The sequence below is a fragment of the Janthinobacterium pasteuri genome (assembly GCF_051380775.1).
Taxonomy (GTDB): Bacteria; Pseudomonadota; Gammaproteobacteria; order Burkholderiales; family Burkholderiaceae_D; genus Janthinobacterium.
The window spans coordinates 70,552-88,374 of sequence record NZ_JBNYXS010000016.1 but is presented as its reverse complement, the minus strand read 5'-3'; the positions used below and the strand labels follow the sequence as shown (position 1 = coordinate 88,374).

The 17,823-nt window shown below is 62.0% G+C and carries 21 protein-coding genes; 6 read left to right on the top strand and 15 right to left on the bottom strand.

The window, feature by feature from the left end; translation table 11 throughout:
* The first annotated feature begins 109 nt into the window (after positions 1-109).
* Both ACQ4WN_RS16905 and ACQ4WN_RS16900 read left to right on the top strand, forming a co-directional pair.
* Positions 110-1,444: an MFS transporter gene (locus ACQ4WN_RS16905; protein ID WP_436552589.1), complete on the top strand. Its 1,335-nt coding sequence runs from the start codon at positions 110-112 to the stop codon at positions 1,442-1,444.
* Between the two features lie 120 nt (positions 1,445-1,564).
* Positions 1,565-2,905: a hemolysin family protein gene (locus ACQ4WN_RS16900; RefSeq protein ID WP_436552631.1), complete on the top strand. Its 1,341-nt coding sequence runs from the start codon at positions 1,565-1,567 to the stop codon at positions 2,903-2,905.
* Here ACQ4WN_RS16900 and ACQ4WN_RS16895 read toward each other — a convergent pair.
* From ACQ4WN_RS16895 to ACQ4WN_RS16870, 6 genes are read right to left on the bottom strand one after another with little or no spacing between them, the layout of a single operon-like run.
* Positions 2,902-3,981, bottom strand: coding sequence for an AI-2E family transporter (locus ACQ4WN_RS16895; protein WP_436552588.1), 1,080 nt, complete (start codon positions 3,979-3,981; stop codon positions 2,902-2,904). The two genes, ACQ4WN_RS16900 and ACQ4WN_RS16895, sit on opposite strands and share 4 nt — an antisense overlap.
* A gap of 42 nt (positions 3,982-4,023) precedes the next feature.
* Entirely contained in the window at positions 4,024-4,617 is a 594-nt protein-coding gene (locus tag ACQ4WN_RS16890) for an SCO family protein (RefSeq protein ID WP_436552587.1), read from the bottom strand.
* A complete protein-coding gene (gene cyoE, locus ACQ4WN_RS16885; RefSeq protein ID WP_436552586.1) occupies positions 4,614-5,513 on the bottom strand; it encodes a heme o synthase in 900 nt (299 codons plus the stop codon). Before cyoE ends, ACQ4WN_RS16890 begins: the two co-directional genes overlap by 4 nt.
* Positions 5,514-6,689, bottom strand: coding sequence for a COX15/CtaA family protein (locus tag ACQ4WN_RS16880; RefSeq protein ID WP_436552630.1), 1,176 nt, complete (start codon positions 6,687-6,689; stop codon positions 5,514-5,516). It abuts the gene before it with no gap.
* 18 nt (positions 6,690-6,707) lie between these two features.
* A complete protein-coding gene (locus ACQ4WN_RS16875) occupies positions 6,708-7,337 on the bottom strand; it encodes an SCO family protein (protein ID WP_436552585.1) in 630 nt (209 codons plus the stop codon).
* Positions 7,318-8,073: an SURF1 family protein gene (locus ACQ4WN_RS16870; RefSeq protein WP_436552584.1), complete on the bottom strand. Its 756-nt coding sequence runs from the start codon at positions 8,071-8,073 to the stop codon at positions 7,318-7,320. The genes ACQ4WN_RS16875 and ACQ4WN_RS16870 overlap by 20 nt, the downstream gene beginning before the upstream one ends.
* Before the next feature lie 36 nt (positions 8,074-8,109).
* On the opposite strand from ACQ4WN_RS16870, the gene ACQ4WN_RS16865 reads away from it, so the two are divergent.
* Positions 8,110-8,310, top strand: a complete 201-nt coding sequence (locus ACQ4WN_RS16865; protein WP_046683386.1) for a twin transmembrane helix small protein — start codon at positions 8,110-8,112, stop codon at positions 8,308-8,310.
* A 122-nt stretch (positions 8,311-8,432) separates the two neighbouring features.
* Here the strand turns inward: ACQ4WN_RS16865 and ACQ4WN_RS16860 are convergent, their stop codons facing one another.
* The 6 genes from ACQ4WN_RS16860 to coxB are packed head-to-tail and all read right to left on the bottom strand — an operon-like array spanning position 8,433 to position 13,094.
* Complete coding sequence (locus tag ACQ4WN_RS16860; RefSeq protein WP_289952273.1) at positions 8,433-9,293, bottom strand: cytochrome c oxidase subunit 3; 861 nt, start codon at positions 9,291-9,293, stop codon at positions 8,433-8,435.
* Between the two features lie 40 nt (positions 9,294-9,333).
* Entirely contained in the window at positions 9,334-9,540 is a 207-nt protein-coding gene (locus tag ACQ4WN_RS16855; RefSeq protein ID WP_436552583.1) for a DUF2970 domain-containing protein, read from the bottom strand.
* A gap of 9 nt (positions 9,541-9,549) precedes the next feature.
* Complete coding sequence (locus ACQ4WN_RS16850; RefSeq protein WP_436552629.1) at positions 9,550-10,116, bottom strand: cytochrome c oxidase assembly protein; 567 nt, start codon at positions 10,114-10,116, stop codon at positions 9,550-9,552.
* Between the two features lie 7 nt (positions 10,117-10,123).
* Entirely contained in the window at positions 10,124-10,228 is a 105-nt protein-coding gene (locus ACQ4WN_RS16845) for a cytochrome oxidase small assembly protein (RefSeq protein WP_219116544.1), read from the bottom strand.
* Between the two features lie 51 nt (positions 10,229-10,279).
* Positions 10,280-11,872: a cytochrome c oxidase subunit I gene (gene ctaD / locus ACQ4WN_RS16840; protein ID WP_071079424.1), complete on the bottom strand. Its 1,593-nt coding sequence runs from the start codon at positions 11,870-11,872 to the stop codon at positions 10,280-10,282.
* A 13-nt stretch (positions 11,873-11,885) separates the two neighbouring features.
* Positions 11,886-13,094 (bottom strand): cytochrome c oxidase subunit II, encoded by a 1,209-nt coding sequence (gene coxB / locus ACQ4WN_RS16835; protein ID WP_436552582.1) that lies wholly within the window; start codon positions 13,092-13,094, stop codon positions 11,886-11,888.
* Positions 13,095-13,172: 78 nt separating this feature from the next.
* On the opposite strand from coxB, the gene ACQ4WN_RS16830 reads away from it, so the two are divergent.
* Positions 13,173-13,436: a hypothetical protein gene (locus tag ACQ4WN_RS16830; protein WP_436552581.1), complete on the top strand. Its 264-nt coding sequence runs from the start codon at positions 13,173-13,175 to the stop codon at positions 13,434-13,436.
* Positions 13,437-13,560: 124 nt separating this feature from the next.
* Here ACQ4WN_RS16830 and ACQ4WN_RS16825 read toward each other — a convergent pair whose 3' ends face one another.
* Positions 13,561-14,484 carry a methyltransferase domain-containing protein gene (locus tag ACQ4WN_RS16825; RefSeq protein WP_436552580.1) on the bottom strand — a complete coding sequence of 308 codons (924 nt, stop codon included), beginning with the start codon at positions 14,482-14,484 and terminating at the stop codon, positions 13,561-13,563.
* A gap of 57 nt (positions 14,485-14,541) precedes the next feature.
* Between ACQ4WN_RS16825 and ACQ4WN_RS16820 the strand changes: the two genes are divergently transcribed.
* Together ACQ4WN_RS16820 and trmL are read left to right on the top strand one after the other, a co-directional pair.
* Positions 14,542-15,309 (top strand): phosphoribosyltransferase family protein, encoded by a 768-nt coding sequence (locus ACQ4WN_RS16820; RefSeq protein WP_436552579.1) that lies wholly within the window; start codon positions 14,542-14,544, stop codon positions 15,307-15,309.
* Between the two features lie 27 nt (positions 15,310-15,336).
* Positions 15,337-15,807 carry a tRNA (uridine(34)/cytosine(34)/5-carboxymethylaminomethyluridine(34)-2'-O)-methyltransferase TrmL gene (trmL, locus tag ACQ4WN_RS16815; RefSeq protein ID WP_070222564.1) on the top strand — a complete coding sequence of 157 codons (471 nt, stop codon included), beginning with the start codon at positions 15,337-15,339 and terminating at the stop codon, positions 15,805-15,807.
* Here trmL and ACQ4WN_RS16810 read toward each other — a convergent pair whose 3' ends face one another.
* On the bottom strand, positions 15,808-16,554 hold the full coding sequence (locus tag ACQ4WN_RS16810; protein WP_436552578.1) for a hypothetical protein: 747 nt from the start codon (positions 16,552-16,554) through the stop codon (positions 15,808-15,810).
* Between the two features lie 17 nt (positions 16,555-16,571).
* Positions 16,572-17,807, bottom strand: coding sequence for a hypothetical protein (locus ACQ4WN_RS16805; RefSeq protein ID WP_436552577.1), 1,236 nt, complete (start codon positions 17,805-17,807; stop codon positions 16,572-16,574).
* Positions 17,808-17,823 lie beyond the last annotated feature (16 nt).

Below are 17,823 nucleotides of genomic sequence, written 5' to 3'. Positions count from 1 at the left end.
AATAACGTTTGAATAATCAATCAAAAGCGATTGTAATGAAGCCTGAGACAAACACGCGCCTGTCCCTCGCCGGAAGGGCGCGATCACCATAAAAAAAAGGAACGGCACCATGTCCACGGCAGGCAAGACGATCGATATTCCCGATCTCATCAATCACAACAAGATCGGCTCCTTCCAGATCGGCATGCTGATCCTGTGCGGGCTGTGCGTCATCATGGATGGTTTCGACGTGCAGGCGATGGGTTATGTGGCGCCCGCCATCATCGCCGACTGGCACGTCAGCAAGGCCAACCTTGGCCCCGTGTTTGGCGCGGGCCTGCTGGGCATGCTGGTCGGCTCGCTCGTCTTCAGCATCACGGCCGACAAGTTCGGCCGCCGCCCCGTACTGATCGGCTCGACCATCTTCTTTTCGCTGTGCATGCTGGTCACGCCGCTGGCGACCAACATCGAGCAATTGCAGCTGATCCGTTTCATCACGGGCCTGGGCCTGGGAGCCGTAATGCCGAACGCCATGGCGCTGGCCGGCGAATACAGCCCCCTGCGCAAGAAAGTCACACTGATGATGCTGGTTTCGTGCGGTTTTACCCTGGGCGCCGTGCTCGGTGGCTTGCTGTCGGCCGCGCTGATTCCCGCATTCGGCTGGCAATCCGTATTTTACGTGGGCGGCGTGGTGCCGCTGGTGATCGGCGTGCTGATGTTCTTCCTGCTGCCGGAATCGATGCAATTCCTGGTGCTCAAGCAACGCAAGCTCGACAAGGTGGCGCAGTGGTTGAAACGCATCGATCCAACGGTGACTATTACGGCCAATACCCAGTATGTCGTGCATGAGAAGGCCCACAAGGGCGCGCCCGTGCTGCAATTGTTTACGGGGGGCCGCGCGAAGATGACGATCTTGCTGTGGGTCATCAACTTCATGAACTTGCTGAATTTATACTTCCTGTCCAACTGGCTGCCCACCATTGCCAAGGAAGCAGGCCTGTCCACGGCCAACGCCGTGCTGGCGGGCACGGCCCTGCAAGTGGGCGGCACCATCGGCACGCTCGTCATGGGCCAGCTGATCGACCGCTCCAGCTTCCGCCGCATCCTGCTGCCATGCTTCCTCGTCGCGGCGGTCGCCATCGCCCTGATCGGCCGTCCCGACGTGTCGCTGGCCTTCCTCTTCATCACCATCTTCATCGCGGGCTTTTGCGTGGTGGGCGGCCAGCCTGCCGTCAATGCCCTGGCGGCCAGCTACTACCCGACCACCCTGCGCTCGACGGGCATAGGCTGGAGCCTGGGCATCGGGCGCATCGGCTCCATCATAGGCCCTGTGCTCGGTGGCGAGCTGATCCGCCTGAACTGGCCCAACAGCACGATTTTCCTCGTCGTTGCCATCCCCGCCATCGTCTCGGCCGTCATGGTCTTTGCCATGCGCGGCGGACCGCAAACGGCGGCCAAAGGCTGAAAAAGCGTGACAAAACCGCCGCGCGCACCCGCCTGCACGGGCTGGGCGCGCGGCTAAATTAGGTTATGCCGCCCTTCGTCGTTTAAGATGACGTTTTTACAGCCCATCTTCAGCGCCCCCATGCACAATGTCTTGCTAGTCCTGCTCGCCCTCTTCCTGGTCGCGCTGAACGGTTTTTTTGTTGCCGCCGAGTTTGGCATCGTCACATTGCGGCGCACGCGCATCCGCGCCATCGCCAGGACACAGGGATTGCGGGGCCGCATCCTGTCCAAGGTGCATGGCCAACTGGACGCCTACCTGTCCGCCTGCCAGCTAGGTATTACCCTGGCGTCGCTGGGCCTGGGCTGGGTCGGCGAACCGGCGTTTGCCGGCTTGCTGGAACCCGTGTTCGGCGCCGTCGGCATCACCTCGCAAGAACTGATCCATGGCGTCTCCTTCGTCGTTGCCTTCAGCGTCATTTCCTTCCTGCATATCGTCGTGGGCGAACTGGCGCCCAAATCGATGGCCATCCGCAACCCGGAAGCCGTCGGCCTGTGGAGCGCGATTCCCCTGTATGGTTTCTATTGGGCCATGTACCCGGCCATTTACCTGCTCAACGCCAGCGCCAACTGGGTGCTGCGCATGGCGGGCCTGTCCGGCAAGGGCGGCCACGATGCCCATTACTCGTCCGAAGAACTCAAGCTGATCCTGCGCACCAGCCAGCCCGGCGAGAAGTTTACGCGCGACGAGCGCAACATCCTGGCGCAGTCGCTTGATTTTGAACAAATGACGGTGTCGGACCTGATGCGCCCGATCAACGAAGTGATCGCCCTGTACGCGTCAAACACCCTGGAAGAAAACCTCGACACGGTGCTGCGCAACCGCTTCAGCCGCTACCCGTATTTCGACATGAATGAAGACGACGTGCTGGGCGTGGTGCACCTGAAAGACCTGTTCTTTGCCCAGCAGGCAGGCAAACCGATCACCTCGCTCACGCCGTTTCTGCGTCCCGTGGACATCATTTCCGCGCGCACGCCGGCGCTGGAACTGTTCCGCCGCTTCCGCGATGGTGCGCCCCACTTCGCCCTGATCGGCGAAAAGGGCAAGCGCCCGCTGGGTTTCATCACGCTCGATAACTTGCTCGGCGCCATGGTCGGCGAAATCCGCGATGAATTCCGCCGCAATGAAAACGACTGGCTCAAGCAAAGCGACGGCACCCTGATCGGCAAGGCCAGCCTGCCCATCTTCTCGCTCGAACGCATCCTCGGCATCGATATCGAAAACGAGGAACTGGGGCTGGATGACGTGGAATCGGTGGGTGGCTTGATCATGGTCAAGCTGGGGGACATTCCGAAGCAGGGCCAGCGCATCACCTTTGTCGACTTCGACATCGTCGTCAAGAAGATGAACGGGCCCCGCATCGTACTGATCAAGGTGATCCCCAAGCAGGAACGCGACCTCGATGCGGACTTACGCGATTAATCTTTTTTCAAGGTAATCGTATCCTTGCCCTGCGGCACGGTGGTTTCCCCCACCGTCCACGTTTGCAGCAAGCTGTACAGCACCGCCAGCAGGGTCGGTCCGATGAAGATGCCGACGAAGCCGAAGGCCAGCACGCCGCCCAGCACGCCCAGCAGCACCAGCAAAAACGGTAAGCTGCTGCCGCGGCTGATCAACATGGGTTTGACCACGTTGTCCACGCCGCTGATCAGCAGCGCGCCCCACACCAGCATGAAGATGCCCCAGCCCGTCTGCCCGTCCGTAAACAGCCAGATGGCGGCGCCGCCCCAGATCAGGGGCGGCCCCACGGGGATCAGCGAAAAGATGAAGGTGGCCACGCCCAGCAGCGCCACGGCGGGCACGCCAGCGATCAGAAAGCCGATCACCGCCACCAGCGCCTGCGCCAGCGCCGTGCCCAGCAAGCCGTACATGACGCCGCGCACGGTGCGGCTGATGGTCAGGCCCACGCCCGGCGCGCTGTCGCCGATGATGCGGCCGGCGCCCGTCATCAGGGCACGGCTCAGTTGCTGGCCATCGCGGTAGAGGAAGAAGCTGACAAACACGGCCAGACTGGTCTGCGCCAGACCCGTACCCAGCAAAATGCCGCCGGAAGCGAGGAAATGGCGCGCCGGCTCCAGCATGGTCTTACCCAAATTCAATAATTCCTCGCGGTCTTCCAGCAGGCGCCGCACGTAGCCATCGATGGTGTCGCCCACCACGGGGATGCTGGCCAGCCAGGCCGGCGGATGCAGGCCGCCCGATTCCAGCGCCGTGCGCAACTGTTCATAGATGCGCGAGACATTGTCGGCCAGGTTGTAGGTGACGAGGGCCAGCGGCAGCACGATAACGAGGATCAGCGATACGGTCATGATGGACGCCGCCCAGTTGCGCCGGCCTTTCAGGCGTTCCAGCAGGAGGATATACAGGGGCCAGCTGGAAATACCCACGCAGGCGGCAAACAGCATGGCTGCCAGGAAGGGCCGCAAGACGAAAAAGCAGCCGATCAGCAAGAAGATGATGGCTGCCAGGCGGGCGTGGGGCTCGAAACGTTTATCCATGTACTGCAAATCCTGAAGATGGCGCCTGGGGGCGCGACCGGGTCAGGATAGCAGAAGTTTAAGATCGTGCGCGATGGCGGCAGGTTTTTCGCCGTGGCGCACGAACAGGCGGATCTTGCCTTCGCGGTCGAACACATAGGTGCCGGCCGTGTGGTCGACCGTGTAGCTGCTATCCGTTTCACCCTCGACCTTGGCGTAATACACCTTGAATTCCTTGGCCACCCTGGCCGTCGCGGCCGCATCGCCATACAGGCCCACGAAGCGCTTGTCGAAGGCGGGCACATATTGCGCCAGCAAGGCTTGCGTGTCGCGCTCGGGGTCGACGGTGACGAACAGCACTTGCACCTGCTCCGCCTGCGGGCCCATTGCCTGCATCACCTGCGCCATGTCGGCCATGGTCGTGGGACAGACGTCCGGGCATTGCGTATAGCCGAAGAACATCAGCACCAGCTTGCCCTTGTAGTCGGCCAGGGTGCGCGGGTGGCCCGTGTGGTCCGTCAGCGCGAACTCGCGCGCATAGCCGAGGCCCGTCACGTCCGTGTTCTTGAATGCCAGCTTGGGCGCGGCCGGCTTGCCGCAGCCGGCGAGGACGGCGACCAGGGCGGCCGCCAACAACAAGGTCAGGGTTTTTTTCATGTTCCGATGGGAATGTAGTGATCGACCAGCAGGGCCGCGAACAGCAATGCCAGATAAATGATGGAATACGTAAACGCTTTGCGCGCGATCAAGTCCGTGTAGTGGCGGTACATCTTCCACGCGTAATACAGGAAACCGGCGTTGAGCAACACGGCCGAGGCCAGGTAGATCAGGCCGCTCATGCGCACGGCAAAGGGCAACAAGGTGGTAGCGGCCAGCGCGATCGAATACAGCCAGACGTGAAATTGCGTGAATTTCAAGCCGTGCGTGACGGGCAGCATGGGCAAGCCCGAGCGCGCGTAATCGTCGCGCCGGTACATGGCCAGCGCCCAGAAGTGCGGCGGCGTCCAGACAAAGATGATCAAGACCAGCAACCAGGCCTGCATCGGCACGTCGTTGGCGACGGCAGCCCAGCCCAGCGCAGGCGGCATGGCGCCGGACAGGCCGCCGATGACGATATTTTGCGGCGTGGCCGGTTTCAGCACCATGGTGTAGATCAAGGCATAGCCGACAAAGGTAACAAAGGTCAGCCACATGGTCAGCGGATTGACGAGGTTATACAGAATCGCCATGCCCAGGCCGCCGATCACCAGCGCGAACACCACCGTCTGCTTGACGCTGATGTCGCCCATGGCCATGGGGCGGCGCGCCGTGCGGGCCATGCGCGCATCGATTTCGCGCTCGGCCAGGCAGTTGACGGCAAACGCAGCGCCGGCCAGCAGCCAGATGCCGAGGGTGCCAAACACCACCGCGCGCCAGTCTGGCAACTCCTCGCTGGCCAGGAACATGCCGATGACGGCGCAAAACACGGCCAGTTGCGTCACGCGCGGCTTGGTCAGCGCCCAGTACTGGGCGATGCGGGGGGATGGTTTACGGCTGATGGTCTGAGTAGTCATTTATGCGGTACGGGAAGGACTGGCTGATGCAGGGGGCACTGTCGCGGAGGCGCAAGCGCGCTGAACATTACGCGCTACATCGAATTGGAATTTAGCCTTGTAGTTTAACATGGTCAGCAACAACACGAGCAGCGCCGCCCCGCCGTTATGCAGGACGGCAATCGACAATGGCCAGCTCAGGTAGATCGTCGCCAGGCCCGTAGCCGCCTGCAGGGCCAGCACCAAGGCAAGCCAGCGGGCCGTGCCGCGCAAGGATGGAAGTTTCCACGCACGCAACACCGTATAGCCGACACCGGCCAGCACGATGAAGGCGAAATTGCGGTGCACCCAATGGATGGCCGTCAGCGCGGAAAACGGCAAGTAATGGCCGGCGGCCGTCTTGCCCAGCTCGCGCCACAAATGGAAACCATGCTCGAAATCCATCTCCGGAATGACTTTGCCGCCGCACAGGGGGAAATCCGTGCAGGCCAGGGTGGCGTAGTTGGTGCTCACCCAGCCGCCCAGCGCGATCTGCATGGTCAGCAACACGAGCGACATGACGGCCAGCGCGCGCACGGGGCGCAGCACGGACGCATCCGCATCGGCGCGCAGCAAGGGTTTGACGGCATGGTCCTGGCACCCGCCCAGCCACGTCAGCATGGCCAGCAGCCCCATGCCCAGCAGCAAGTGGATGGTGACGATCACCGGTTGCAGTTTCAATGTGACGGTCCAGGCACCGAACGCGCCCTGCAGGCAGACGAACAAAAACAGCGCCGTCGGCAACGCCGGCGCAAATTCCTGGCGTTTGCTTTTCTTCCACTGGCGCCACGCCTGCACCATCATCGCCACGATCAGCACGCCAATGGCCATGGCCAGGTAGCGGTGCGTCATTTCAATCCACGCCTTGACCACCGTCACGGGGCCCGTCGGCATCAGGGTTTCCGCCGCCACGATGTGCTCGTGCGCGAGGAAGGGATTGGCGGAACCATAACAGCCTGGCCAGTCCGGGCAACCGAGGCCGGAATCGGACAGGCGCGTAAAGCCGCCAAACATGATCAGGTCGACCGTCAAAAAGACGGCGATCCACACCAGCTTGCGGTATTTATTGGCGTCCGCGGACACCCAGACCATGGTCAATGGCAGCAGCGCCACCAGCAAACCTGTCAAGCCCAGCTGGGCCAGCGCGGAGAGATGCATCGTCGGCATGCAGACTCCTTAACCGATCGCCGAAGCTTTGAGCAGCTTGGCGATGTCTTTCTTGATCTTGTTCGGGTCCGCATCTTTCGGGAAACGCATCATCAGATTGCCCAGCGGATCGATCAGATACAGGTGGTCGCTGGTCTTGCCGCCCGCCTCCACGGGCAGCCAGGCTTTCAGGGCGTCGTTATTCACGCGCAGCATGCTGGTGCCGTCGAATTCGCGCATCACCAGCGTGTCGAGCGGCTGCGCATCCGTCACCAGCCAGACCCGTTCCAGGCGTTCGCGTTCCTTGCCTTGCATCAGGCGCAGTTGTTGCATGTCAAATAATTGCTTCTTGCATGCTTCCTGGCAATCGGATGGCCCCGTTTGCAGCAGCACCCACTTGCCCTTGAACTGCGCCAGCGGCGCGGCCTTGCCGTCGAGTTCCGTCACCTGCAGCCGGGCTTCGGGAATCGGGTGCAAACGGGGGTCGATCAGGGCGCCGTAGTTGTTGCGGCCCGTCGGCTTGATGATGTAATACGTGAAATACGAGGCGATGATGGGAAAGGCGCACACGGCCACCACGGCCAATAGTTTCCACCGCCCCGTGTTCTGTACCTGCTTGCCGGTGCTGTCTTGTGTTGTTTCAGGGCTGTTTGTTTGCACGTCGAAATCCTGTAAAGACAAAAAATAGAAAAGCCATCAGTGCCAGTGCATACCACTGGAATGCATAGCCGCGGTGCTTGTCGACGCCCAGATCGGGCGCCGGCCAGTCGCGCACGGGAAGCGCGCTGGCCGCTGGCGCCGCTGTCGAATCAACTGAATCAACTGTTTGTTCGATAAGGAAGGGCTGCAAGGCCAGGCCGCTGGCCTGGGCCAGCTGGCCGATATCGGCATTTTGCACGATGGCGTGTGGCGCCAGGGCCGGCGCCGTGCCCAGTTCCATCACGTGACCCGCGTTCAGGCGCGCGATGCCGCTAATGGTCATCGTGCCCGCGGGCGTGGCGTAATCGGGAATGCGCGTGCGCTCGGCATTGTTGCGCGGCAACCAGCCCTGCGCCACCAGCACGTGCATGGCGGAACCGTCGATCTGGAATGGCGTGAGCGCGTGGAAGCCCGCCTGGCCCTTGTACGGGCGGTTGTCCAGGTAGACCGTCCAGGCAGGCACGAAGCGGCCCGTGACGGTGACGCGGCGGTATTCGATCGCTTGCGCATCGGCCGGCAGCAAGGGCACGGCCGTCAATGCCAGCGGTGCGGCCTGGTTGCCCGCCGCGAGACGGGCGGCGCGGGCGAGTTTCTCGTCGCCACGGCGCTGCTGCCATTGCGCCAGCGACACCCCCAGGGCCACCAGTAGCAGCATTACAACAAATGGAATCCATCTAAAATGGAAGCGGATACGCATTACAATGAAACCTCCTCAAGCCTGGCGCTACCATCCATGAAAATCCTCGTTGCCATTGCCTTCATCCTGATCCTGGGCAGCCTGGGCTCGGCCCTGTTCTTCCTCATGCGCGACAAGGGCAAGAGCAACCGCACCGTGCAGGCGCTGGCCCTGCGCGTGGGCTTGTCGATCACGCTGTTCCTGCTGATCCTGCTGGCGCATCATCTGGGCTACATCCAGCCGACCGGTATACATTAAGCTTCTTCTTGCCTGATTGGCAAATTCTTCACGCTAAGAAAAAAGCCGTACCCAGGATCTCCCGGTACGGCTTTTTTTATGGTGCAGGCGCAAGCGTCAACGACGCAGGCCCTGCCCCGCCATTATAACCAATACACGACCACGTACAGTCCCAGCCAGACGACGTCGACAAAGTGCCAGTACCAGGCGGCGCCTTCGAAGCCGAAGTGGTGGTCGGGCGTGAAGTGGCCCTTCAGCACGCGGTACAGGATGACGGACAGCATGATGGCGCCCAGGGTCACGTGGAAACCGTGGAAGCCCGTCAGCATGAAGAAGGTGGCGCCGTAGATGCCCGACGTCAATTTCAAATTCAGTTCGCTGTAGGCGTGCATGTATTCGTAGACCTGGAAGCCCATGAAGATCGCGCCCAGCACGATGGTGGCGAACAGGAACAGGGCCGTCATGGCGCGGTGGCCGGCGCGCAGTGCGTGGTGCGAGATGGTCAGGGTGACGCCCGACGTCAGCAGCAAGGCCGTATTGATCGTTGGAATCCAGAACGGCGTCATGGTGGTAAATTCCTGCACCGTGCCAGCCGGGCCCGTATTACCCCAGTGGGCGGCAAAGTCGGGCCAGATCACCTTGTGGTCGAGATCGGCCAGCCACGGCATGGAAATGCTGCGCGCATAGAACAGCGCGCCGAAGAAGGCGGCGAAAAACATGACTTCCGAAAAGATGAACCAGCTCATGCTCCAGCGGAAGGAATGATCGATGCGCTCGCTGTACAGGCCCTGCTCCGATTCGCTGATGGCGTCGCCGAACCAGAAATACAGCACCAGCAGGATGCCGGCGATGCCCAGGTAATTCACGTACGGGCCCCAGGAGACGTCGTTGACCCAGGCCGAGGCGCCGATCATGGTCAGCAGCAGGCTGGCGCCGCCCAGCATGGGCCAGCGCGACGGGCCGGGCACGAAATAATAAGGTACGGCGGCGTGGTTGGAACTCATCATCATCTCCTCAAAAACTTATAGGGTGGTTTTTTATAATTTATAAAACGACGAATTTAACAATCGAAATCAGGACGCCGATCAGGCAAGCCACCACCAGGAAGCCGGCGATGACGATGTGCACGGGATTGAGCTTGGCCGAATCCGTGTCGAAATCGCTCTTGCGGCGCAGACCCGTGAATGACCACACCACGGCCCGCAGCGAATACAGGAATGACGCTTTTTCAGGCTGCTTGGATTCGCCCATGGCACTCTCCTATTGGACGGCCGGCGTTTGAGCCTGGCTCAGACCGGCAATCTCGAAAAACGTGTACGACAAGGTGATGGTTTTCACCTCTTTCGGCAGGGCCGGATCGAGGAAGAACACCACCGGCATCTGCCGCGCTTCGTGGGGTTTCAAGGTCTGCTGCTTGAAGCAGAAACACTCGACCTTCTTGAAATGCGGCGTGGCACTTTGCGGCGCATAGCTGGGGATGGCTTGCGCGTTGACGACGCGGTTTTGCGTGTTGACCACTTCATACAGGACGGTCACCAGTTCGCCCGGATGCACTTGCATGCTCGACACGGTCGGGCGGAAGCGCCATGGCCCCTGCGCATTGCCGTCAAACTCGACGGTGATGCTGCGCGTCGTATCGACCTGCGTATTGTTATCGTAAGCCACCGTGCCATCTTTTTGCGTCAGCACGTTGATGCCCATCACCTCGCAAATCTGCTTGTAGACGGGAATCAGGGCGTAGCCAAAGCCAAACATCAGGATGGCAATGACGATCAGCTTGCCCAGCATCTTGCGGTTCAGGCCGCGTGTTTCCTGTTGGTGGGGCATCGTCACGTCAGAGCCACATGCGCTTGACGAATACGGACAGGAAGAAGAAGGCCGCCAAAGCGGCCAAGATCAGCCCGGTACGCAGGTTGTTCGGTTTTTTACGTTCGGTCATGACAGGCACTTTATTCAAGACGGGCCGCGCAACACGCCGGCCCGCGATACCTCATTTCACTGTCGGCGGGGTTTCAAACGTGTGGAATGGCGCCGGGCTCGGCACGGTCCATTCCAGGCCTTCCGCACCTTCCCATGGTTTCGCTGGCGCAGCCTTGCCGCCGCGGATGGTCGGCAAGACCACGAAGAACAGGAAGTACACCTGCATCAGGCCAAAGCCGAAGCCGCCGATCGAGGCGATCATATTGAAGTCCGTGAACTGCGCCGGATAGTCGGCGTAGCGGCGCGGCATGCCGGCCAGGCCCAGGAAGTGCATCGGGAAGAAGGTCACGTTGAACGTGATCAAGGACAGCCAGAAGTGGATCTTGCCGCGCGTCTCGTTGTACATATGGCCCGTCCATTTCGGCGACCAGTAGTAGAAGCCAGCGAACAGGGCGAACAGCGAACCGGCCACCAGCACATAGTGGAAGTGGGCCACCACATAATAAGTATCCTGCAGCTGGATGTCGATCGGGGTCACGGCCAGAATCAGGCCAGTGAAGCCGCCCATGGTGAAGACGAAGATGAAGCCCACCGAGAACAGCATCGGCGTTTCGAACGTCATGGAACCCTTCCACATCGTGGCGATCCAGTTGAACACTTTCACGCCCGTCGGCACGGCGATCAGCATGGTCGCGTACATGAAGAACAGCTGGCTGGTCACCGGCATGCCGGTGGTAAACATATGGTGCGCCCAGACGATGAAGGACAGAATCGCGATCGAGGCCGTGGCGTACACCATCGACGCGTAACCGAACAATGGCTTGCGGGCAAACGCGGGCAGGATCTGCGAGACGATGCCGAAGGCCGGCAAGATCATGATGTAGACCTCGGGGTGGCCGAAGAACCAGAAGATGTGCTGGTACATGACGGGGTCGCCGCCACCGGCCGCGTTAAAGAAGGAGGTGCCGAAATGGCGGTCCGTCAGGGTCATGGTAATGGCGCCGGCCAGCACGGGCATGACGGCGATCAACAGGTACGCGGTAATCAGCCAGGTCCAGCAAAACATCGGCATTTTCATCAGGGTCATGCCCGGTGCGCGCATGTTGAGGATGGTGACGATGATGTTGATCGAACCCATGATGGACGAGGCGCCCATCAGGTGCATGGCGAAAATCGCCATGTCCATGCCAGGGCCCATCTGCGTCGACAGCGGCGCATACAGGGTCCAGCCGGCAGCCGTGGCGCCGCCCGGCACGAGGAAGGAGGTGGCCAGCAGCAGCGCTGCCGGCGGCAACAGCCAGAACGAGAAGTTGTTCATGCGGGCAAACGCCATGTCGGATGCGCCCACTTGCAGCGGGATCATCCAGTTGGCGTAGCCGACGAAGGCCGGCATGATGGCGCCAAACACCATCACGAGGCCATGCATGGTGGTCAGCTGGTTGAAGAATTCAGGGTGAAAAAATTGCAAGCCTGGGTGAAACAGTTCCGTACGGATCATCAGGGCCAGCACGCCGCCCGACAGCAGCATGATGAACGAGAACCACAGGTACAGGGTACCGATATCCTTGTGGTTGGTGGCAAACAGCCAGCGGCGGTAGCCAGTGGGATGGTCGTGGGCGTGGTCGTGACCGGCGTGATCCAAGGTGCTCGTGCTAGTACTCATGTGCGGCTCCTAATTACTTGCGTGCAGCCACGACTTCGGCTGGTTGAACGATGTTCTCTTCGGCCTTGTTCGACCAGGAATTGCGCGTGTAAGTGATCACTGCGGCAATTTCCGTGTCGGACAGCTGTTTCCACGCTGGCATTTCAGCAGGGAACTTGCCGCTCTTTTGCCCGTTCAGCAAGACATGCATCTGTGCCGCTTTCGGACCGTTCACCACGGCAGAGCCGTCCAGCGCTGCAAACGCACCGGGCACGCCCTTGCCTGTCGCCTGGTGGCAGAGCACGCAGTTGGCCGTATACACTTTCTCGCCCTTGACCTTCAATTCGTCGATGGTCCACACCTTGCTTGGATCATCAGCCAATGCCGCCATTTCCTTTTGTTTTACATCAACCCAGGCCTTGTAGTCATCTGCCGATACGACCTTGACGACGATGGGCATGAACGCGTGTTCCTTGCCGCACAGTTCGGCGCAATTGCCGCGGAAGGTGCCGATATGGTCGGCCTTGAACCAGGTGTCGCGCACGAAGCCGGGAATCGCATCCTGCTTGACGCCGAAGGCGGGCACGGACCAGGCGTGGATGACGTCGTTGGCCGTCAGCACCACGCGGATCTTCTTGTTGACCGGCACCACGACTTCATTGTCGACTTCGATCAGATAGTTTTCTCCCCGCTTTTCCGTCGGCGGCGCCCCTGGCGCGCCCACTTGCGAGCGCGGCGTGGCCAGGTTGGAGAGGAAGGAAATGCCTTCGCCCTCGCCTTTCAGATAATCATAGCCCCATTTCCACTGCATGCCCGTGGCCTTGATGGTGATATCGGCGTTCGAGGTATCCTTCATGCCCACCACGGTGCGCGTGGCAGGCAGGGCCATGCCGATGACGATCAGGAAAGGCACGACGGTCCAGGCGATCTCGACGGTGGTGCTTTCGTGGAAGGTGGCCGGTTTGTGGCCCAGGGACTTGCGGTGCTTGAAGATGGAATAGAACATGACGCCGAACACGGCCACGAAGATCACCAGGCAGATGATCATCATCAGGGTGTGCAAATCGTAGATTTCATGGGCGATCTGTGTCGCCGGCGGTTGCAGATTCATTTCGAACGGCACGGGACCGCCGGTGCCGGGATAGGTACTGGCAGCCGGTGCCGCCGTGGCCCATCGCCCGATGCCAAACGCTGTCAAAGACAGCCCGAGCAGCAACGATTGAAGTCGCTTTGCATGTGTCATGTTTTCCCCAACCACCCAAAAATAATGATATTTTAAACGGCTGCGGATTTCTCCGTACTGGACCGCTGCCGCTCCTCCATGAAAGCAACACAGCCAGAATACGGCCATGTGCGTCAAGCACCAGCGAATTCCATGCTGGCTACGGCAGCAAAAACGGCGGCGCGCAACCATGCTGGAACCCTGTTTTTCTTCCCCACCTTGAAATGGCCTCGCGGGGAAGATGGTTACTATACTAATGCAGTAACTTCGAATAAGTCTTGCTTTGTTTTTTTTATTTTGTATGCAGCCCTTGTTTTTTCTACTTGGCAAGCTGACAAACAATCAACGATTATAATCAAGTAAACTTGAATCCATCAAGCAATAATCGGCTTTGTGCGCGCCCTTCTGCCGGCCGCCGCGCGCTTTGCAACGCTACGCTGCTGCATCCATGCGCGGATGGCGACCAAGTGTCAGTTTCTTTCCCCTTTTATTTGGGTTTTCTGGGCAAGTCAAAACGAATGATGGCCTCGCCATTGCGCGTCACGCGCGGCGCGGGACGGAAGGCGTGGCCATAGATGACCTCGAAACTCAGGCCCAGCTTGCCGTCGGGACGGCGCATCTTTTCCAGCGCGTCCAGCATGCGCTGCCAGGCCGCCTTGCCCATCAGGCCGCGCCGGCGCGTGGTCAAGGGGTTGCCGCCAAAGGCGCGCACGTCCGCCAGCAGTTTTTCCGCTGTATCGTAGGTGACTGTGATGATCTCCATGTCCAGCACGGGCGTGGAAAACCCCGTCTCGACCAGCATGTCGCCAAAGTCGTGCATGTCGACAAAGGGCAAGGCGTGCGGAAACAGGTCCGCCTCGGCAAACGCATCGCGCACTTCGCGGAAGGTGTCGGGGCCGAAGCAGGAAAACATCAGCAAGCCATCGAGGCGCAGCGCGCGCCGCCATTCGGCGAACACGCGGTCAGGCTGGGCATGCCAGTGCAGCGCCAGGTTGGACCACACGAGGTCGATGCTGCCTTGCGCGAGCGGCAGGTCGCCCAGGTCGCCGCACAGCAAATCCACGCCTGCCTTGGCCGGCAGCAACTTGCTGAGGAACTGGTTCAGGCCGGCCAGTTTCGACGCGGGCGCGCGCGCCGCCTGCATCATCGCTTGCGCTGCATCGAGACCGATAATTTGCGCGGCGGGATAATCCTTGTGCAACTGCGCCAGGTCCGCGCCGGGGCCGCAACCGGCGTCCAGCACGCGCAAGGGCGTGATTTTCACCAGCTCCAGGCGCTCGTGCATGCGCTGTGATACCTCGCGGCGCAGGAAGTCCGACGGCGCGATGCGCGCCGGACGGGAAAAGAAATCGCGTACTTGCACCGTATCGATGGGCGCACTCATTTTGGGCGGACTGGTGGGAACTGGCATGTTGAATCGGGGGAGGTGAGATAATGTCGGCAGTGTACATGGAACGACGCCATCGCGATGCGGACCGCCACCCGGCCCCGGCTTGATGGCGCCTGGCGGGCGCTGCACCAGTGGCTGGGCGCCACAGTGCTGCCGGCCCAGTGCGCGCTGTGTGGCATCGGCTGCCCGCAAGTGCTGTGCCCGCCCTGCCGCGCGCAGTATCTGGGACAAGGACGGGGGCAACTGCGCCCCCGCTGCCGCCAGTGCGCCAATCCGCTCGCGGACATTGAGGTGGCAACGCTGTGCGGACGCTGTTTGCGCCACAGGCCCGCATACGACGCCACGATCACGGCGTTTGATTATGCGGCGCCCGTCGACCAGTTGCTGCTGCAGCTGAAATTCGGCGCGCGCCTGGCGCTGGCGCCCCTGTTGGCAGAACTGCTGCATGTTGCCATTCAGCAACAACCGACTTGGGAGGCGCCGCAACTGCTGTGTCCTGTGCCGCTGGGCCCGGCCCGCCTGGCCGAGCGAGGCTTCAACCAGGCGCTGGAAATTGCCCGTCCACTGGCGCGCCTGCTGGACGTACATTTGCAGCCCCGCCTGGCGCTGCGCGTGCGCGAAACGCCGGCGCAAAGCGGCGTGGCGCCACAGGAACGGCAAGCCAACCTGGCGCACGCATTCGCCATCGCGCCGGAACATGGGGCGTTATTGCATGGGTGCCATGTGGGCATCGTCGACGATGTGATGAGCAGCGGCCACACCGTCAACGCCCTGGCGACCGCCTGCAAGCGCGCGGGCGCGGCGAAGGTCAGCATCCTGGTCGTGGCGCGCACGCCGCCGCATTAAATTCGCTATATATATGAGGAGAGCATTTTGTTTCACGTTGTTTTGGTAGAACCTGAAATCCCGCCCAATACGGGCAACGTCATCCGCCTGTGCGCCAACACGGGCGCGCAGCTGCACCTGGTCGAACCGCTGGGCTTTCCGCTCGACGATGCCAAGATGAAGCGCGCCGGCCTCGATTACCACGATTACGCCAAGATGAAGGTGCACAAGAATTGGGCAGCGTTCCTGGCCGACACGCAGCCCGACCCGGCGCGCATGTTCGCCATGACCACGCGCGGTTCACGCCCGTTCGGCGACGTGGCCTTTTTACCGGGCGACGTGTTCGTGTTCGGCTCGGAAACAAAAGGCCTCGATCCCGCCCTGCGCGACGGTTTTCCTGCCGAGCAACGCATCCGCCTGCCCATGCGCCCCGACAACCGCAGTTTGAATTTGTCGAATACGGTGGCCGTCGTCGTCTACGAGGCCTGGCGCCAGCATGGCTATGCTGGTGGCGCTTAACTAACGCAGCGCCAGCTGCGCCGCGCCGCCATGCTCGTCCAGCATCACCAGCTGCGTGCGCAGGTCGCGCGTGGCGGCCAGCTTGCCGTTCACGTACAGATTCGTCTTGACGCCATACACGCCCTGCGACACGCCGGCCGGCAAGGTCAGTTCGAACGAGTTTTCAAAGCGCCCGCCCGATTTATTACTGCTGGCCAAGGTTTTCGAGCCGGACTTGAATGGCTGGCCTTGCGGGTCGAGCACCACCAGCTCTTCGCGCACGTCGTTGACGCTTTGCGCGCTGCCGTTGACCAGTTCCACCACCGTTGTCACCTTGAACGGCTGGCCGCGCTTGACGGTCGACGCGCTCAGCTGCGGCGTGTACGACACCACTTGCGGCTCGCGCGGCAGCGCGCCGCGCGCGCGGATGTAGTCGCGGTCCGCCTGCGCCGCCGTCTTGGTCTGGCGCGAATTGACGTTGATGGCCAGGCAACCGGCCGCCGCCAGGCCGCCGCCGATGGCTGCGCCCTTCAGCGCGCCATTCTTGCCGCCCGCCAGCGCGCCCAGCAGCGCCCCCACGGCCGCGCCGGCCGCCGCCGTCGTGCCCACGCTGCATGGGTCCTCATCCGTGGCCGCCTGGGTGCCACCTTGCGAATAGGAACTGTCCTGGCGCACGCCGTTCGGATTCACCGGCGCCGTGGCGCAGCCGGTCAGCATGGCCGCGATGGTCAGCGCAGCAGCCGCGCGCAAGGTGGTGTGATTCAGCATGGTGGCTCCCCAGATGACTAATTGATCGTTGTTTCCGTCTGCAGCACTTGCCGTTCCCGTTCGCGGATGCGGCGCGACAGATTCTCGATGCGCGCATTGCCGGGATCGATACGGCGCGCGCTTTCCAGATACGTCTTGGCCGCATCGAACTTGCCTTCCAGCAACGATCGCTCGGCATCGCGCAAGAACGATTGCGCCATCTCGCTGCGCATGGCCGCGCCGCTATCGACGGGCGACGTTTCCTGCGGACGGCGTTCGGCCGCCGCTGAACGTTCGACCGCGCGCACGGGCGCCGGTTCCGTTGGCACGATGCGGGCCGGTGCCGTTTCCAGCGGTGCCGCTGCAGAAACGGGCGCGGGCGCCGGCGCCGAGGCTGCCGACAGCGCTTGCACGTCGGCCTTCAACTGCGGCAATTCCGCCGCTTCGCGGTCGATCGCTTCCAGCCGGGCAATGCCATTGCGTGCCGATGTCGCATCCTTGCCATCAAGCGCCTGGCGCACCCCTACCAGCACCGATGCGGCTGCCGCCTGCTGGCGCGCCAGCTGCTTGCGCAAGGATGCCACGCTGGATGCGCCCGCACAATCGGCGTCGAGCGCGGCGATGCCCTTGACGGCACTTTGCAATTGGTGGCCATCGATATTGCGTTCAATGGCACGCACGCCGCGCTGGCAACTGCCTGATGTGGCGCCCGCCTTGCCAATCGCCGCCTGCAAATCGTCCGCCTTGGCGCTGGACTTGCCCGTGCACACATTTTTCGCCGTCGCCAGCTTCTGGCGGGCACCGTCCAGGCTGCCATTCGCTACCAACTTGAGGCCGCTGTCGATAGCGTCATTGCAAGCCGCATCGTTCTTGCCGCCCGGCTTGCCATTCATGTAGACGATGACGGCCGCCAGCACGGCAAGGCCGCCCAGCCAGCGCAGCCACTTGCGCGGCGGTGGCGGCGGTACTGCCGGCGCAGGCGCCGGTGGACGCACAGGCGCGGGGGCAGGTACGGGCTTCGGCGCGGCTTGCGGCGGCACCGGCACCGGCGGCGCTTTCGGCGCAGGCGCCGGTGTCACCGGCACGGGTGGCGGCTTGGGCGCCACGGGCGGCGGCGCTGGCACTGGAACCGGCGCTGGCACTGGAACCGGCGCGGGCACAGGCAGCGGCACAGCCGCGTCTGGCCGGGCAGCGCCAGCCACGGCGTGACCGCAGTACGGGCAATGGCTGACAGCGGTCCACAGGCCGCCCTGACATTTGATGCAGATATCCAAAACTAATCCTTCATTC

Excerpts from the sequence above, each read along its gene's own strand:
- ACQ4WN_RS16905 (WP_436552589.1), top strand. The coding sequence starts at position 110 with ATGTCCACGGCAGGCAAGACGATCGATATTCCCGATCTCATCAATCAC.
- ACQ4WN_RS16900 (WP_436552631.1), top strand. The coding sequence starts at position 1,565 with ATGCACAATGTCTTGCTAGTCCTGCTCGCCCTCTTCCTGGTCGCGCTG.
- ACQ4WN_RS16895 (WP_436552588.1), bottom strand. The coding sequence starts at position 3,981 with ATGGATAAACGTTTCGAGCCCCACGCCCGCCTGGCAGCCATCATCTTC.
- ACQ4WN_RS16890 (WP_436552587.1), bottom strand. The coding sequence starts at position 4,617 with ATGAAAAAAACCCTGACCTTGTTGTTGGCGGCCGCCCTGGTCGCCGTC.
- cyoE (WP_436552586.1), bottom strand. The coding sequence starts at position 5,513 with ATGACTACTCAGACCATCAGCCGTAAACCATCCCCCCGCATCGCCCAG.
- ACQ4WN_RS16880 (WP_436552630.1), bottom strand. The coding sequence starts at position 6,689 with ATGCATCTCTCCGCGCTGGCCCAGCTGGGCTTGACAGGTTTGCTGGTG.
- ACQ4WN_RS16870 (WP_436552584.1), bottom strand. The coding sequence starts at position 8,073 with ATGCGTATCCGCTTCCATTTTAGATGGATTCCATTTGTTGTAATGCTG.
- ACQ4WN_RS16865 (WP_046683386.1), top strand. The coding sequence starts at position 8,110 with ATGAAAATCCTCGTTGCCATTGCCTTCATCCTGATCCTGGGCAGCCTG.
- ACQ4WN_RS16860 (WP_289952273.1), bottom strand. The coding sequence starts at position 9,293 with ATGAGTTCCAACCACGCCGCCGTACCTTATTATTTCGTGCCCGGCCCG.
- ACQ4WN_RS16855 (WP_436552583.1), bottom strand. The coding sequence starts at position 9,540 with ATGGGCGAATCCAAGCAGCCTGAAAAAGCGTCATTCCTGTATTCGCTG.
- ACQ4WN_RS16850 (WP_436552629.1), bottom strand. The coding sequence starts at position 10,116 with ATGCCCCACCAACAGGAAACACGCGGCCTGAACCGCAAGATGCTGGGC.
- ACQ4WN_RS16845 (WP_219116544.1), bottom strand. The coding sequence starts at position 10,228 with ATGACCGAACGTAAAAAACCGAACAACCTGCGTACCGGGCTGATCTTG.
- ctaD (WP_071079424.1), bottom strand. The coding sequence starts at position 11,872 with ATGAGTACTAGCACGAGCACCTTGGATCACGCCGGTCACGACCACGCC.
- coxB (WP_436552582.1), bottom strand. The coding sequence starts at position 13,094 with ATGACACATGCAAAGCGACTTCAATCGTTGCTGCTCGGGCTGTCTTTG.
- ACQ4WN_RS16830 (WP_436552581.1), top strand. The coding sequence starts at position 13,173 with ATGAAAGCAACACAGCCAGAATACGGCCATGTGCGTCAAGCACCAGCG.
- ACQ4WN_RS16825 (WP_436552580.1), bottom strand. The coding sequence starts at position 14,484 with ATGCCAGTTCCCACCAGTCCGCCCAAAATGAGTGCGCCCATCGATACG.
- ACQ4WN_RS16820 (WP_436552579.1), top strand. The coding sequence starts at position 14,542 with ATGCGGACCGCCACCCGGCCCCGGCTTGATGGCGCCTGGCGGGCGCTG.
- ACQ4WN_RS16810 (WP_436552578.1), bottom strand. The coding sequence starts at position 16,554 with ATGCTGAATCACACCACCTTGCGCGCGGCTGCTGCGCTGACCATCGCG.